At 38.9% G+C, this 14429-nt stretch carries 17 protein-coding genes; 10 read left to right on the top strand and 7 right to left on the bottom strand.

Translation table 11 applies throughout. The features are described 5' to 3' along the window. Positions 1–20 precede the first annotated feature (20 nt). Positions 21–452 (top strand): hypothetical protein, encoded by a 432-nt coding sequence (locus ACKWCF_RS06100; RefSeq protein WP_409479817.1) that lies wholly within the window; start codon positions 21–23, stop codon positions 450–452. Here ACKWCF_RS06100 and ACKWCF_RS06105 read toward each other — a convergent pair. Then, positions 449–1189 carry a pseudouridine synthase gene (locus ACKWCF_RS06105; protein WP_409479818.1) on the bottom strand — a complete coding sequence of 247 codons (741 nt, stop codon included), beginning with the start codon at positions 1187–1189 and terminating at the stop codon, positions 449–451. The two genes, ACKWCF_RS06100 and ACKWCF_RS06105, sit on opposite strands and share 4 nt — an antisense overlap. 13 nt (positions 1190–1202) lie before the next feature. Next, entirely contained in the window at positions 1203–1625 is a 423-nt protein-coding gene (locus ACKWCF_RS06110) for a hypothetical protein (protein WP_409479819.1), read from the bottom strand. A gap of 123 nt (positions 1626–1748) precedes the next feature. Here ACKWCF_RS06110 and ACKWCF_RS06115 point away from each other — a divergent pair, with 123 nt between their 5' ends. After that, the gene (locus ACKWCF_RS06115) at positions 1749–2996 is read left to right on the top strand and encodes an MFS transporter (RefSeq protein WP_409479820.1); all 1248 of its coding nucleotides are present in this window, start codon (positions 1749–1751) and stop codon (positions 2994–2996) included. A gap of 44 nt (positions 2997–3040) precedes the next feature. On the opposite strand, the gene ACKWCF_RS06120 is transcribed toward ACKWCF_RS06115, so the two are convergent. Beyond that, complete coding sequence (locus tag ACKWCF_RS06120) at positions 3041–3223, bottom strand: hypothetical protein (protein WP_409479821.1); 183 nt, start codon at positions 3221–3223, stop codon at positions 3041–3043. A 60-nt stretch (positions 3224–3283) separates the two neighbouring features. Between ACKWCF_RS06120 and ACKWCF_RS06125 the strand changes: the two genes are divergently transcribed. From ACKWCF_RS06125 to ACKWCF_RS06145, 5 genes are all read left to right on the top strand, one after another. Next, positions 3284–3886, top strand: a complete 603-nt coding sequence (locus ACKWCF_RS06125; RefSeq protein ID WP_409479822.1) for an RlmE family RNA methyltransferase — start codon at positions 3284–3286, stop codon at positions 3884–3886. After that, on the top strand, positions 3887–4576 hold the full coding sequence (locus ACKWCF_RS06130; protein WP_409479823.1) for a pseudouridine synthase: 690 nt from the start codon (positions 3887–3889) through the stop codon (positions 4574–4576). A 173-nt stretch (positions 4577–4749) separates the two neighbouring features. Further along, positions 4750–5505 carry a trypsin-like peptidase domain-containing protein gene (locus ACKWCF_RS06135; RefSeq protein WP_409479824.1) on the top strand — a complete coding sequence of 252 codons (756 nt, stop codon included), beginning with the start codon at positions 4750–4752 and terminating at the stop codon, positions 5503–5505. 20 nt (positions 5506–5525) lie between these two features. Continuing rightward, positions 5526–6215, top strand: coding sequence for an NADAR family protein (locus ACKWCF_RS06140; RefSeq protein ID WP_409479825.1), 690 nt, complete (start codon positions 5526–5528; stop codon positions 6213–6215). Positions 6216–6460: 245 nt separating this feature from the next. Further along, a complete protein-coding gene (locus ACKWCF_RS06145; protein ID WP_409479826.1) occupies positions 6461–7270 on the top strand; it encodes a S1 family serine peptidase in 810 nt (269 codons plus the stop codon). A 156-nt stretch (positions 7271–7426) separates the two neighbouring features. Here ACKWCF_RS06145 and ACKWCF_RS06150 read toward each other — a convergent pair whose 3' ends face one another. Continuing rightward, positions 7427–7675 carry a hypothetical protein gene (locus tag ACKWCF_RS06150; protein WP_409479827.1) on the bottom strand — a complete coding sequence of 83 codons (249 nt, stop codon included), beginning with the start codon at positions 7673–7675 and terminating at the stop codon, positions 7427–7429. Positions 7676–7859: 184 nt separating this feature from the next. On the opposite strand from ACKWCF_RS06150, the gene ACKWCF_RS06155 reads away from it, so the two are divergent. Next, on the top strand, positions 7860–8291 hold the full coding sequence (locus ACKWCF_RS06155) for a hypothetical protein (RefSeq protein ID WP_409479828.1): 432 nt from the start codon (positions 7860–7862) through the stop codon (positions 8289–8291). A gap of 109 nt (positions 8292–8400) precedes the next feature. Here ACKWCF_RS06155 and ACKWCF_RS06160 read toward each other — a convergent pair whose 3' ends face one another. Further along, a complete protein-coding gene (locus ACKWCF_RS06160) occupies positions 8401–8832 on the bottom strand; it encodes a hypothetical protein (RefSeq protein WP_409479829.1) in 432 nt (143 codons plus the stop codon). Between the two features lies 1 nt (position 8833). Continuing rightward, positions 8834–10351 carry a polysaccharide deacetylase family protein gene (locus tag ACKWCF_RS06165; RefSeq protein ID WP_409479830.1) on the bottom strand — a complete coding sequence of 506 codons (1518 nt, stop codon included), beginning with the start codon at positions 10349–10351 and terminating at the stop codon, positions 8834–8836. A gap of 182 nt (positions 10352–10533) precedes the next feature. On the opposite strand from ACKWCF_RS06165, the gene ACKWCF_RS06170 reads away from it, so the two are divergent. Next, positions 10534–11205, top strand: a complete 672-nt coding sequence (locus ACKWCF_RS06170; protein WP_409479831.1) for a 3D domain-containing protein — start codon at positions 10534–10536, stop codon at positions 11203–11205. Positions 11206–11223: 18 nt separating this feature from the next. On the opposite strand, the gene ACKWCF_RS06175 is transcribed toward ACKWCF_RS06170, so the two are convergent. Next, complete coding sequence (locus ACKWCF_RS06175; RefSeq protein WP_409479832.1) at positions 11224–12858, bottom strand: hypothetical protein; 1635 nt, start codon at positions 12856–12858, stop codon at positions 11224–11226. 188 nt (positions 12859–13046) lie between these two features. On the opposite strand from ACKWCF_RS06175, the gene ACKWCF_RS06180 reads away from it, so the two are divergent. Next, the gene (locus tag ACKWCF_RS06180; protein WP_409479833.1) at positions 13047–14420 is read left to right on the top strand and encodes a diguanylate cyclase domain-containing protein; all 1374 of its coding nucleotides are present in this window, start codon (positions 13047–13049) and stop codon (positions 14418–14420) included. The last annotated feature ends 9 nt before the right edge of the window (positions 14421–14429 follow it).

A 14429-nucleotide genomic window follows, 5' to 3' on the forward strand; every position in this document is an offset into this window, starting at 1 on the left:
CATTAAAAAAAGGGCAAACCATGAAATCAATTACTGAATTTCCATTAGCTACATTACAAAAAGTTTTAGCTGCAAAAACGGCATTAGCTGCTGAAGGCAAATCTGCAGAAGAAATCTCTGCTGCCATCGGTGAGCAATTTAAATATGAAGGTGATAAAATCACTTACGCTATCGCTGCTGCAGACTTAGCTGCCGGTAAAACAGCTGTACGTCGCGTACTAGTTGCTAGCTTTGCTGAAGGTGAAACTCCAAACCCTAAATTCCAAAACGTTGATGGTCACTTTTACCAAGTTGAATCATTTGATGCTAAACCTTACGTAGCTCCTGCTAAAACAGATGCGCGTGGCGGTGGTAAAAAAGGCGGACGCCGTGATGGTCCGAAATCTTCTCCATGGGGAATGTCTCCAGAAGAATTGGCTATGAAAAATAAGCCAAAAACAGCTACAAACTAATTATTGAACAGTTGTTCGATACGATCCCAAAGCTCCGTTCGCGGAGCTTCGATCTCTATCATCTTGTTTTCCAATGGATGCACGAATTTTAATTTCTTAGCCTTTAGGCATAATCCATTGATCTTTAATTCATCTCTAAAAAAACGATTGTGATGACTATCGCCATGCGTGCGGTCTCCCACGATCGGGTGGGCTACGCGGTTCATGTGACGTCTGATTTGATGCCAGCGTCCGGTTTTAAGTTCGACATGCAGTAATGAATAACGGCTTGTCGGAAACTGTGGGTTTACCGAATAGTTAAGTTCAATTTTTTTGGTCGTTGAATACACCGTGTGGGCTTCAACAAGTTCGCCGGTCGAATCAAGCTCAAGAGGTAATTGAATATCGCCATGTTCTTCTTTAAACCAACCGCGCACCACAACATCGTAAGTCTTATGAATTAAATGCGCACGCATCATTTTATTCATTTCAGATGCGGCCTTATTATTTAAAGCAAAAATAACTAAACCTTCGGTGGCAAAATCCAAGCGGTGAATCGGATGCCCTGTGATTTGATGTTTATCTTTAAGCCAGTGAAGACAAGTTTTTCGGCCCACAGTTTTTCGGGCGATGCGATCTTCAGGCGGGTGAACGTAAACGTGAGAAGGTTTCATCAGGATCAAAAGATCTTGATCCTGATACACTATCGAAGGTTCGACATCGAATTTATCGTTTAAGGCCTTCGGTAGTGGTTGCATGAGAATTAAAAAATTATAAACCTAAGAATTTATTTAACTGAAAGTTTTCAGGAGCATTAACACCTAAAGATAAAGTGATAAGGTCGATGAAAGATGAATCTTCGTATTGGCAAACTAAGAATTTTTTGTCAGTGCCAATAACTTGAGCCACTTCAACATGACCAGAACATTGAGTTACTTCTGATGAGTATTCGTTAAAAGAAACCGGGTTACCTTCTTTAGTGTTAAATTGCATAACATCAAAAGCGCCAACATAAGCGTTATCAAATTTGCATAAAGCCCATTGGTCACGAATTTTAGAATTTTGCAGATGGATTTCAACAACCGTGAATTCGCCACCGACTAAATTACAGTTTCTGATTAAAGGATTAGATGCCGACCAAGATGTAGAAGCTAAAAGACAAAGAACGATCATTGTCGCGTAAGCGTATTTCATAGACACAGGCTCCTTAGTTAATAGACCTTGGGGTCTATCGGATTTTCGGAATGAAGCCAATTAATGCACTAGTTTTTAACTTTTTTACAAGACTTTTGCTCCGTTTCACTTAAAAATAAGGCTATGTTGAATAGAAAAGTACTCTCTTGGGCGTTATACGATTGGGCAAACAGCGTGTTTTACACCACTGTGATGGCAGGATTTTTTCCCGTATTCTTTAAAAAGTACTGGAATACCGAAGCCACAGTCAGTCAAAGTACCGAACGTTTAGGGTTAATCTTAGCTATTTCTGGTTTTTGTTTGGCGATTTTATCACCGTGGTTAGGGGTTCTTTCTGACTACCGCAGATCAAAGAAAAAATTCTTAGCTTTTTTTATGGTGTGCGGGGCCTTTGCCACGATGGGATTATTTTTTGTTCCGCAAGGTGATTGGTTCAGTGCGGCTGTGTTATATGGTTTTGCGTTTTTCTCAGCGGCTGCCAGCGTCGTGTTTAATGATTCTTTAATCGTTGGTGTTACAACACCTGATAAATACGACAAGGTTTCATCATTTGCTTTTTCGCTAGGGTATTTAGGCGGTGGTTTATTATTTCTGGTGAATGTTCTCATGTTTCAAAAACCAGAATTTTTTGGTTTAAGCAGCGGCGCTGAAGGGGTTCGTTGGTCATTTTTAACAGTGGCGATTTGGTGGTTACTGTTTTCTATTCCGAATTTTTTATTTGTGCCAGAGCCTGCGGCGATGCCAACTAACGAAACAGCAGTGCAGTTATTTGTAAAATCAATGCACGAACTTAAAAAAACTTTCTTAGAACTTTTCAGTCAGAAAAATTTATTTTTATTCATTGTTGCTTATTGGTTTTATATCGATGGCGTAGCAACGGTTATGTCGATGGCTGTTGATTTCGGAATATCAATTGGTTTTGAAGCCGCTGATTTAATTAAATCGTTATTGATTGTCCAGTTTGTAGGATTTCCTGCCGCTTATTGCACAGGATGGTTAGCTACAAAATACGGAAGTAAAAAAGTGATCATTGGCTGCCTATTAATTTATGTAGGTGTTGTGATGGGCGCTTCTGTGATGACTAAGCCCGAGCATTTTTACACCATGGCCGTACTTATCGGTTTAGCCCAAGGAGGCGTTCAGGCGCTTTCACGTTCATTATTTGCGTACTTAATTCCGTCAGAAAAAGCGGGCGAATACTTTGGCTTTTTTAATTTATTAGGAAAATTTGCTTCGGTTTTAGGGCCGTTGTTAATGGCCGTAACAGCGCGAGCTTTTGGTCATCCGCAAAAGACAATTTTAAGTTTATTGCTATTATTCGTGTGCGGAATTTATTTCTTAACACGCGTTCAAGTTAAAAGAGCTACTTAGGTAGCTCTTTTAACTTTCTAGTTTTGATTTGCTTTCAGCAAACCTTATTCTAAAGGGGGCGACTTCTCGCCATCCTGCTGTTTATTCTCATCAGTTTGCTGGTGTTTTTGGATTTCTAAGGCTTTTTTACCAGTGATTCCCACCCATTCAGGTAAAAAGATCGCGATCACGATAAAAACCATAGTACATAGTGCAAAAAATCCAATAAGAATCCAGATAAGTTCCATAATACAGCCATTATACATTGAACCTGTGACATAAGTCTAAAGAATTGGTATCAAAGCCCCATGAGTTATAAGGTACAGGATCACTATTTTAAAAAGGCTAAAGAGCAAAACTTTGTCGCGCGCTCTATTTTTAAACTTGAAGAGATTGATCAAAAATTTAAAATTATTTCTCCGGGCCAAAAGATTTTAGATCTAGGGGCATCTCCTGGGTCGTGGTCACAGTACTGCTCAAAAAAAATTGGTCCTAACGGTCGCCTTTTGGGGGCTGATTTAACTGAAATTCCAGAAAAATTGGCAAAAACCATGAGTAACGCCAAATTTATTCAAGCCGATTTGCGCGATATTAACCTTGAAGAAATTTTTAAAGAGTACGGCTTTAATGAACCATTTGATGTGGTGTTATCTGATATGGCACCAAAAACAACGGGTATTCGTTTTACTGACCAAGCTCGTTCGTATGAGCTTTGTGAAATTGCTCTTAACGTGGCTCGCAAGTTTTTGCGTAAAGACGGACACTTTGTTTGTAAGCTGTTTCACTCAGATGATTTTTCTAAGCTGCGTGAAGAGATTAAAAAAGATTTTCAAAAGTTCGAAGCTGTTAAACCTGATTCTACGCGCAAGATTTCAAAAGAAATTTTCCTTGTCGGTTTAAAGAAAAAATAGATGTCGATCATCAAAGTTATCTTTGAAAATAACGACTTTATCGCCTGTGATAAACCAGCAGGGGTGTTAAGTGTTCCTGATCGCCATAAAAGTGACCGTCCATGTTTAGGTTTAGAGTTACAAAAGCAAAAGAACATTCAAATCTTTCCGGTGCACCGACTTGATCTTGAGGTCAGCGGTTTAATTTTGTTTGCGAAAAACTCGCGCGGGCATAAAGCTTCGCAAGATTGGTTTTCTAAAAAGCTTCTGCAAAAGAAATACAAAGCTTTAACTTTGAATCAGGATTTCTCGCATTGGCCAGCTAATGTTCCAGCGGCCAAAGATAGATTAGATTTAAATGCAGGTTCTGAATTTAACTGGAAGATGAAAATCCTGCGCGGTAAACGCCGATCGTTTGAATCTCCGCATGGTGATCCTTCAGAAACAAAAGCGATCTATCAAGGTAAGCAGGGTGAGTTTAACGAGTGGGATATGTACCCAATCACCGGTCGCGCTCATCAGTTAAGATTAGAATTAAGCCGTCATGGATTTCCAATTGTGGGTGATCAGTTATACGGATCAAAAGTTACGCTAAAGCCAAGCCAGTGGCCGTTCGGCCCATTAGCACTGCGTGCGGTTGAGATCACTTTTAATGAGCAGATTTGTAAAGATTTCGATTTTCCTTACGTGCTTTCAGCTACTTACCTATAAGTAAGAACATTTCAGAAATTTAACTCGCGTAAATCGTCGCAACTCGATGCGTCGGTAGGTTAGGTTTTCTTCATTTCACCTGCAATTTTTACTTTCCAGATGGTTCCAATCTGGGTACAACCAGTGCGTCTCTGGAACCACTGGAGACCTTACACCCACGAAGGGGGTTAAAAATGAAAGCACTTATTAAGTTATCAGTAGCAGCTTTTTCTTTAGTAGTCGTGATGGGATCACAAACTGTTAAAGCCGATAGCGATATCGAAAAAATCATTGGAAAAGATGACCTTATCGCCGTAAACGCAGAAGCTACAAACGTACCTACTAAATTTAAATCTTTAGTAGATGCATTTGGTAAATTAGGTATGGGTTGTACTGCAACTCACATCGGTGATGGTTATGTATTAACTGCGGGTCACTGTTTTTGGGCTGGTCCTACAGCAATCGAAAACGAAGACTGCCCGGGTGCTGAAAATGAAATCCAATGGGGTTTCCGTGAAGGTAAAGAACCTTACTTAACTTCTAAATGTGAAAAAATCATCATGGCGCAAAGAACAGAGAAAATGGATTACGCTTTATTAAAAGTTAGCCCAGTTCCTCCAGTTGCGATCAAAGCTGATTTATACAAACGCGCTAAAGTTGGCGAAAAAGTAACGATCTTCTCTCACCCAGAAGAATTACCTTTACGTTGGTCACAGTCTTGTAAAATTCAAAAAGTTCAAGATTCTGATTTCGATCCGGCTTTAATTCACCACATCTGTGATACAAACCCAGGTTCATCTGGTGCAACAATCATCAACTACTACACTTTAAAAGTTGTAGGCATTCATGATGGTGGTCGTGCTGATGGTAACGGCGGTGGTTTAAACTACGGTACGTACATCTACGACACTCCACTTCGTAAAATCATTAAAGATTTAAATATCAAGTAATCAGCTCGGGCGATTAAGCGATGAAAAATATCTTTCGTCTTCTATCAGTTCTTTTATTGTGTGGTTGCATTCATGCGACCGCGCAAGACTCAAAAGTTAACGACAATTATCCTGATCAATGGTGGGTGTTTATTCCACCAAGTGAATTGAAAAGTTGGGAGATTGCTCCACAAGCGGCTGATCGTTCAAAAGGCGAAGTTATTCTTTCTAAGCGCACTGAACTTGGTATCTTCTCTAATTTATCTGAAGCTCATTTTGAAATGGATGGAACTCATTACGCCAGTGTTGAGGGGCTCTGGCAGGGAATGAAGTATCCAGAAGGCCCAAACGACGAACGAATGAAAGATCCGAACGTTGTTTGGCCTTATACGCGTGAGCAAGTTTACAAAATGTCAGGCTTTGAATCTAAAGCCGCTGGTGATGCAGCTAATGCTAACATGAAACAGTTAGGTATTAAGTGGATCACATATAAAGGTAAAAAGATCGAATACAAAACTGAAACGGGTAAGGTTGAGCACTACAATATTATCTACCGTGCTTCAGAACAAAAGGTTTTACAAAATCCAGATATCAAAAGTTTATTATTACGCACAGGTAATTTAAAATTCTTACCGGATCATACACAACAGCCAAATCCGGATCCTGCGTACTTATATTTCGACATTTTTATGAAGATCCGTTCGGGTCTATCAAGCAAAGCGGCGCAGTAATCCACCTGCGCCAATTACAATTAATTCTAAGTTTAAACAAGCTTCGCGCTTTGCGATAATGGGCTAGTTTTGATCTGAAATTCCACACACTTACGTTTAATTCACCTAGCACTTGGTCAAGAAAACTAGACCATCGCCTAGTTTAATAATGGAACCAGTAAAATCGCTTAAAATTTTTAAACAAACGTACAATGCTAGATCCACAACAAACGGATTTGTTTAAACTCAATTAGAGGGGAGAGTTTGTGTTAAAACCACTTAATTCATTAATCGTATCGTCTGTGCTAGCAATTTCATCATTTGCTATCGCTAAACCAACATTAAACCAAAAAATCGTTGGTGGAGAGAATGCTCAAAAAGGAGAAATCTCTTATATCGTTTCTTTACGTTCTAAAAGCTACGGCCACTTTTGCGGTGGTTCATTAATCGCTCAAAACTGGGTATTAACGGCTGCTCACTGCGTACGCGGTGGTACAATCGATTCTATCTGGATCGGTATGTTAGATCAAAAAGACACTGCAGGTGTTGAGAAAATCAAGCCAGCTAAAATCATCGCTCACGAAAAATATTCTTCTTCAACTATGGAGAATGATTTTGCATTAATTAAATTATCTGAGAATTCTTCTTTTGCTCCAGTTGCTTTAAATGAAACTGAGATTGCAATCGATGATACTAATCCAGATGCAGCTCCAGTTATGTCAATGACAGCTGGTTGGGGTGCAACTCGTGAAGGTTCTTACTCATTACCAAACATGTTGCAAAAAGTTATGGTTCCTTTAGTGAGCCAAGCAACTTGTAATGCGCCTGAAGCTTACAAAGGTGATATCACTGAAACTATGATCTGCGCTGGTTACAAAGCTGGTGGTAAAGATTCTTGCCAAGGTGATTCTGGTGGTCCTTTAGCGGTTATCAATGCAGACGGTACACACACTTTAATCGGTGTTGTGAGCTGGGGTGAAGGTTGCGCTCGCGCTAACAAATACGGTGTTTACGCAAAAGTAAATACTGCTGTTGAGTGGATCAAAGAAAAAATGGCCACTACAACTGAAGAATAGTTTTTAAAGTTAAATTTTAATAACGAAAAAAGCCGGGTCCTTCCGGCTTTTTTTATTTGGGGTAACAGTTCCCTTTTTGATATGCGGTGAGTTGCAGAAAGGAAACTGTTACCTTTGTCTCATATTGAGACGATCAAGTCTTATCTATATATTAAATTATAAATCTTCGTAGTGTCTGTATTTCCAGACAAACAGTGACAGTGTGATTACAGTGAAGCTGATCGCGGCAGCTAAGCCGTAGCCGTAACCCTCGTCAGGGTATTCAGCTTGGCGTATACCGAAGTATAAAACAAAGGCCTTACCAACTAGTGTTGGAACCAGAAACGAGCGTAGAAAGTCTTTAAGGATCGCTTTAGGGGCGAGCTTTGGAGCTTTATGTTTTAATTCGTTTTGAGTGTTGCTCATTTGCTTTCAAATATATGTCACAAGTTAATAGGGTGTAAAACAATTTTGCGGTCTGTGATTTTGGAGCATGTCTCAGCGTGAAACATCATTTTTTAAAATCGACCACATATCAACAACTTAGAAGAAATATGAAAAGTTGGCCTTGAGGTTGCTTTAACTATCAATTGTAAAGGAAGTAACAATTATGAAAACATTAGTAACACTTTTAAAAATCGCGATGTTAGTAACAACATTATCGTTTGTGATGTCTTGTGATAACAAGAAGAAGAGCACAAGCAATAATGGAACAAACTATGCCTACGGTACTGGTATCTACACATACGGTGCTAACGGGACTTGTATCAATAACCAAAATGGCCAAGTTGTAGCTACAACTTACTGTCAGCAACAGTACAACAATGGTTATGGTTACGGTTCTCAACAATGTAACGGAAACTCTAGCTTATTCGTTTTCATCCGTGGCCAACAATACGCATGTTCTGCTGACTACATGCAAATGCAAACTTTCCAACAGTATGGCGGGTGCTGGGTAAGTTGTGCACAAACAAACTGCTCGGGTCAAATTGCTTACCCAGGTGGTTCGCAATCTCAAACTCAAGGTTACCAATGTATGTAATCGCTTAAATAGCGATTCGGTTTCCTAAATATATTCCAATTCTCGTACTAAATTCATAATTGATAAAGCTCTGTGTTGTGCACAGGGCTTTTTTTGTTTTGAGCTCGAACTATTTTAGGGCTTTGATTTGGGAGCAAACATTTTTAACCGCAGCCATACATTTTTGGCGGTCTTCCATTTGTGTCTTTGTCGCTTTATCGGCGATTGTTTGAATAGGGCGTTCGCGTTTTTCTAAAGCGTAGGCGTAGATATCGCACGTGCAGTCTTTATCGCAAGTGTCCGCTCTTTGTGCCAAGATTTTAAAATCACCTTCAGTTAAAGCCTGTGATTTCTCATCGATTAGCCTGTGTAAGGCTTGGCTTTTTTCTGAGATCTGTTGGCTTGAGATTTTGCAAGATTTGCTGCCAGCTGTAGGAGTTGCTTGTTCGGCTAAAACCAGTAGGGCATTTGAAAGTTGGGCCAGAGACTGTAACGTTCTGGCCTGACTGTTGATAGAAAATAAAGAAATCGCTAATAGTGTAAATACAACCGTAAGTTTCATCTTACGGTGTATAGTATGGTTTACCGCGAGATTCTTCAATTAATTTATGAAGTGGTTCAATCTTATACTTAGATTTTAAGTATTTGATTACTTTATCTGACGCGATCACCGATTGCGGATGAATATCGTGAAATAAAACAATACCACGACCTAATGAATCAATTTGCTTTTTAGAGCGTTGGAAAATTGACTCAGGGTTCTTATCTTGCCAGTCAAGAGTATCTACGTTCCAGGCAATGTGTAACATATTGTTTTTTGCAATCAGTTGTCTGATCGCGCTTCCAGAAGGGCCGCAGGCACCATACGGGCAACGGAACATCGTTGGTTTTTCGCCAACGATTTTAGCGAAATCAGTTGCGGCTCTGTTGATCTCTTTATCTAAGCCTGCTGAACTTTGTTTTGGTAAGTTGGCGTGCGTGTAAGAGTGTGAAGCGCGTGAAAATAACGGGCTTTTCGTTTGTGGAATCGCTGGGTATTTCACAACGTTTTGTGTTTGCCAGAAGAATGTACCGTGAACGCCGTTGTTTTTTAAGTTATTGACCATACCTTGGGTATGAGTTGGGTTTGGACCATCATCAAAAGTCATCGCCCATTTACCCATCGGGAAACGGTTTCCAGTCACATGACCTTTGCCATCCGGACTTGGATATAATTCATCTAAAGCTTGCGGTGTACGTGGGTTTGTGAAGTTGTTTTTTAAATTGAAATCTTTTTTCAATTTAAAATCATTTTGTAAGAAATCGGCTCTTGTATTTACAAAGTCCTGTTCAGGTTCGATCACACGAGTTTGTAAATATTCAGACCACTCTTTCTCGATGAAAGTATCTAAGTGAGTTTTAGGGCGGTTAGCAACAAGCCATTTTGAACGCTCGTAAGCTTCTGTAAGAACAGCTTGTGACGGGTTCAGATAAGATTTAAACGAAGGCGTTTTTACTTTTGTTGTAAACTCTGTTTTGATCTGTTCGTTCACGTCATGTAAGTTTTGCGCTAAGTTCATGATGGCTGATTTGTCGCCTTTTTTCCAGCCTTCATCGATCCATTTTTTTACGTTAGCCACCATCCACTGAGTTGATTTTTGGTATGGAGAATCTTCTGTATTAGCGTGTTTTAAAGCTAAATAGTAAAGGTCTAACATTTCATGAAGATTACGCTCAGAAAATTCCCAAGCAATTAGATTTTGCGCGCGAATTTTTTGAAATTCGTTAATGTCTTCATCGGCTAATTGTTCGCCATTTTGTGTTTTGTTGTAAATCACATCTAAGCGGGCATCAAAGTCAAAAAGTAACTGCTGAGCCACGTAATAGAAGCTTCTTTGGCGATCAAGATAGTTCGCAAAGTTACGAGATCTTTCTGCATCAGTCGGAGCTTGCATCAATTTTTCAAAAGTGTTGATGTGTTTTTGCTCTTCATCTTCATATTGGTATTGCGCCACGGCTCTTGTTTCGTCTTTTTTCCACGGCGATTGACATGAAAATGTAAATAGTAATGCAAAGCTCGTGATGAGTTTGATCAGTCTCATTAAAAAGTCTCCCTTTGTTGTCTTAGTAATTTTTTCTAATAACAAACCTTTATCGGCCATATTAAAGCAGGGCTGAATGAAACAATTCTGGTCCTAGTGACAGATTTGGTAACAGTTTTTAATTTAGGGTCTAATATAGGGGGATATAGGTCTGGTCCTTTAATTGTATTTATGCTGATTGTATGAAAACACAAACTGTAAAAACTTTGTTCGCTTTTATTTTAATGACCTTCGTCGCTGGCGTAGCTTATGGCCAGAAAAGGCTTAATCCGACGATTTATTTCGTGAAATCTATCGATCTTACTGAGCAAGATTGTTCGGTCAAAAAGACCTTATATTCTACAACGGGTGAAGTGATTAAAAAGGTTTGTGCTATAGATTATAAAACCTGCGTGATTGAAGGAACCTGTGCTCTCATTGGTAGTAAAGATACGACTTTAATTAATTACGTCGACCAGAAGCAGGGTGTGCCTTTATTTAAAGAGGTTGGTGAAAAGTGCCCCTATGGCTTAGGCGTAAGTAACATCTGCTTAGACCCCTATTATACGGTGGCTGCAGATATGAATTTTCATAAAGCAGGCGAAGTTATTTTCGTAGAAGTGGTTAAAGGTACAAAGCTTCCAAACGGTGAAGTACATGATGGTTTTTTTATCGTGCGCGACAGAGGCGGGGCAATTAAAGGAGCGAATCGTTTTGATTTTTACACAGGGTTATTACATTACAAAAACGAAGATAATCCATTTACGCCACTTGGATTATCAAGCGAAACTAAGTCGTTTAATTATCGTAGAGCCACGGCCCAAGAAACCGCTTTCGTAAAAGAAAAAAGAAACTATCCAGGATTACCGCTATAAAATAGAAGGCGCGAAAGCTTACATCGCGCCAGAGTTGATTTCAATTTTTCCTGGGTTAGACCAGTCAGAAACTTGTTCTTTATCTTCAGTTGATTCAGCGCGAACGCGCCAGTAGTAGTTACCAACCGGTAGGCTATCTTGAACAAGAACTTTTGTTTTATAAGTAGAGTAAGATTTAAATAGTTTAGTGAAGTTCTGATCTTTCGCGATTTCGATGCGGTATTTATCAGTCACTTTGGCTTCAGGTGAAACCCATTTTAACCAGATATATTTACCTAAACCTTTTTGAAAGAAAAACTGTAGGCTAGAAGCTGTTTTTTCAATAGCCGGAGTTTTCATATCAAAAAGTTTGTTATAGATAATCTCACCCACATTACTAGATGAACTGATTTTTCTATTTTGCGCATTATAAGCAGAAACGCGGTATTCGTATTCACCTTGGCCGGGAACTTGAATTGCACTTGCTGGTTTTCTTGTCGTGAATTTTTTAGGGCTAGAGAAGTCGCCACCTTTTTTATCAACTTCAACAACGTATTTATCAGCGTTTGGAACTTCAGTCCATTTTACGTTGAAATCTTTTGGTTGTGGTACGTCTTTCGAGCTTTTGGCAACGTAGTCGTAAACTTCTTTAGGTTCTTTGATTTTGATAGACGGGTAAACGAAATCAATTTGACCAACTTCAGAGTAAGCTGATTCTTTATTATTTTCGCCCACTGATTTTAAACGGTAATAAATCTGTTCATTTCCTGAGTTTTCAACTTGGTGAATTGAAGCCGGGGTGCGAACAACAGTTGGGTTTTTAAATTCAGGTTCTGGCGAAGTTTCTAAGATATACTCTTTAGCAAGTTCGGCTTGTTCCCAAGAAGCTGCCGGAAGTTTCTTTTTATCAATTAAGATTTTAGCTGTTTTACGTAAAAGTTTTGGTGGTAGAAGAGGTTTTTCTTCTACTTTTTTTGGAGGCTCTGGAGGTTTAATCTCTGGAAGTTTAGCGATTTCCGGAGCAGGTAAAGACTCAAGCTTTACGATCGCTTCGTTAACAATGGGTTTTTCGATAAGTTTAACGATTGGTTTGGGTTCGATAACAAGGTCTTTTGTTTTATCAACGATCTTATCGTTAACTTTAACTTCACCTTTTTTAGCTTTAACTTGAATTTTACCGCACTCAGAAGATTTACCGATTTCTAAATCAGCATCGCCTTGGGCTTTGATATCTAAAGCTTTACCGCAATCATCTAAGACTAATTGAGTAGGTAAGTTCTGTGATTTGAAAGAACCGTATTGTAAGCTAAGTTTGATCTTATTGTTTTCAGATTTGAACTTAATAAGAGAGTTGGCGCCGATGGTGATCGATTTACCATCTTCGAAACGGATAACGATCATTGATTCAGGGCCTACGAATAAACTATCGCCTTCAACGATCGAGTCTTCGGTGCGGGCGTTTTCCCAGAAAATATTTTTAGTACCACGTAAACGAACATCGGATTCAACTTCATCAACTGTTGCAATCGTTTGTCCTGAAGTAGCGCGTCCGCCGATATTAAAGAAAGAAAAGTCAGAGTGTAAAGCGTACCAACCGATAAGTAGGCCGATCACACAAACATAAATTGTGATTGTGTCGTCATTAAAGAATTTTTTAAACTTCTGAAATTTCATGTATATAGTATCGACACGAAACGGTGAATTCATAATAGCCCTTAGTCCAGTATTGGGTAGATTTTTTCTTGTTTAGCCAGGACGCATTTACAGAAATGGTCCAAATTTAGACAATCCTGGACCACACAACACCCAAAGATTTAATAATATTTTTAAAGTCCAATATATGAGACACCGACAAGGTTAACGTGGAAGATAATGTTTTTTCTTTTTTTTCAGAGTACTACGATTCTATCCAGGATCCTGTATGCATTTTCGATAACGAAGGTTTCGTTGCTTATTGTAATGAGGCGTTTTCAGCCTTAACAGGTACTTCGCAGATCCGTTTTTTAAATAAAAAGACGACAGTATTTAATTCTTTTATTTCTATTGATGAGAAAGCTTTTGATCTTACGCGCACAGAAGAGTTTTGTGGTTTTACCGGTGTAAGTATTTTAAAGTTTGAAACTAAAAAAGTATTACGTGGTTTAGGGCAGTTTGCGATCCGTAAATTAGCTTTACCGCCGCATGAAAACTTATTTCATTTAACTCTAAAAGATTTAACAGTTGAAGAAGACTTAGTTAAAACATTCCGTTTTGAATTAGCTTCACGTAACAAAAAAATCGACGAGATGAACCAGTTAGTAGAGATCTTTCAAAAGATTCGTTTATTAGATGAGCCAAGTCTTATCGTGAATGAGTTCATGAATTATCAATTATCGTTTTCACAATTTTATGCTGCCGCTAAGCGCGTAAATCAAACGATGTCGATCATTCACGGTGAAGAGCATAATTCAGATCCGGCTTTTGTTGAAGTGCTAAAAGAAGTTGAAAGTTACTTGTCAGCTAACGTTGTTTCTAAATACCAAACACAAAAATCGTCAGTTAAAAACGGTGATAGCCATTATTACTGGTCAGTTGTTCCGTTTAAATTAGCTAACGATAATATGCATGCGATCTTTATTTTTGATTCTTTAGAACAATTAAATAAGTTCTCGCATCAATCAGCGATCATTTTAAGTGAACAGCTGAACTTAATCTTAAATAACTTAACGTTAAAAGAACTTTCGTACACTGACGGTTTAACTAAGCTTAAAAACAATCTTTATTTCAGAAAAAAAATCGAAGAAGTTTGTTCTGCAAGCCAGAATGCTCAGTTGATCTTATTTGACGTGGATTTTTTTAAAAAGGTTAATGATACTTACGGACATCCGGGCGGTGACGCCGTGTTGATGTTCTTAGGTGAAAAAATTCCTGCAGTTATGCAAAAAGTAAATCCAGACTTCGCGGCGGCTACCATTGCGCGCGTGGGTGGTGAAGAGTTTGCGATTGTGATTCCTGATAAAGAGCAGGACTTTGCGCAAATGTTCGCTGAAGCTTTCCGTGCGGAAATCGAAGCGTCGACTGTCATGTTTAATGAAATTGCGATTAAGTTCACAGTGAGTCTGGGAATTTCTTCGTGGACTCCAAAACATTCATTCTCTCCTGAAGCTGTTAAATTATTGTATAAAGCGGCAGATGATGCTCTTTACAATTCTAAACGTTCAGGCCGTAACCGCGTTTCAGTTTTAAATGCAGCGTAATTGCCAGCA

Source organism: Pseudobdellovibrio sp. HCB154 (assembly GCF_046267985.1).
Classification (GTDB): Bacteria; Bdellovibrionota; Bdellovibrionia; order Bdellovibrionales; family Bdellovibrionaceae; genus Pseudobdellovibrio.

Coding starts and splice junctions, on each gene's coding strand:
- ACKWCF_RS06170 (WP_409479831.1), top strand. CDS start 10,534: ATGAAAACACAAACTGTAAAAACTTTGTTCGCTTTTATTTTAATGACC.
- ACKWCF_RS06110 (WP_409479819.1), bottom strand. CDS start 1,625: ATGAAATACGCTTACGCGACAATGATCGTTCTTTGTCTTTTAGCTTCT.
- ACKWCF_RS06125 (WP_409479822.1), top strand. CDS start 3,284: ATGAGTTATAAGGTACAGGATCACTATTTTAAAAAGGCTAAAGAGCAA.
- ACKWCF_RS06160 (WP_409479829.1), bottom strand. CDS start 8,832: ATGAAACTTACGGTTGTATTTACACTATTAGCGATTTCTTTATTTTCT.
- ACKWCF_RS06115 (WP_409479820.1), top strand. CDS start 1,749: ATGTTGAATAGAAAAGTACTCTCTTGGGCGTTATACGATTGGGCAAAC.
- ACKWCF_RS06155 (WP_409479828.1), top strand. CDS start 7,860: ATGAAAACATTAGTAACACTTTTAAAAATCGCGATGTTAGTAACAACA.
- ACKWCF_RS06100 (WP_409479817.1), top strand. CDS start 21: ATGAAATCAATTACTGAATTTCCATTAGCTACATTACAAAAAGTTTTA.
- ACKWCF_RS06165 (WP_409479830.1), bottom strand. CDS start 10,351: ATGAGACTGATCAAACTCATCACGAGCTTTGCATTACTATTTACATTT.
- ACKWCF_RS06130 (WP_409479823.1), top strand. CDS start 3,887: ATGTCGATCATCAAAGTTATCTTTGAAAATAACGACTTTATCGCCTGT.
- ACKWCF_RS06175 (WP_409479832.1), bottom strand. CDS start 12,858: ATGAAATTTCAGAAGTTTAAAAAATTCTTTAATGACGACACAATCACA.
- ACKWCF_RS06120 (WP_409479821.1), bottom strand. CDS start 3,223: ATGGAACTTATCTGGATTCTTATTGGATTTTTTGCACTATGTACTATG.
- ACKWCF_RS06150 (WP_409479827.1), bottom strand. CDS start 7,675: ATGAGCAACACTCAAAACGAATTAAAACATAAAGCTCCAAAGCTCGCC.
- ACKWCF_RS06140 (WP_409479825.1), top strand. CDS start 5,526: ATGAAAAATATCTTTCGTCTTCTATCAGTTCTTTTATTGTGTGGTTGC.
- ACKWCF_RS06105 (WP_409479818.1), bottom strand. CDS start 1,189: ATGCAACCACTACCGAAGGCCTTAAACGATAAATTCGATGTCGAACCT.
- ACKWCF_RS06135 (WP_409479824.1), top strand. CDS start 4,750: ATGAAAGCACTTATTAAGTTATCAGTAGCAGCTTTTTCTTTAGTAGTC.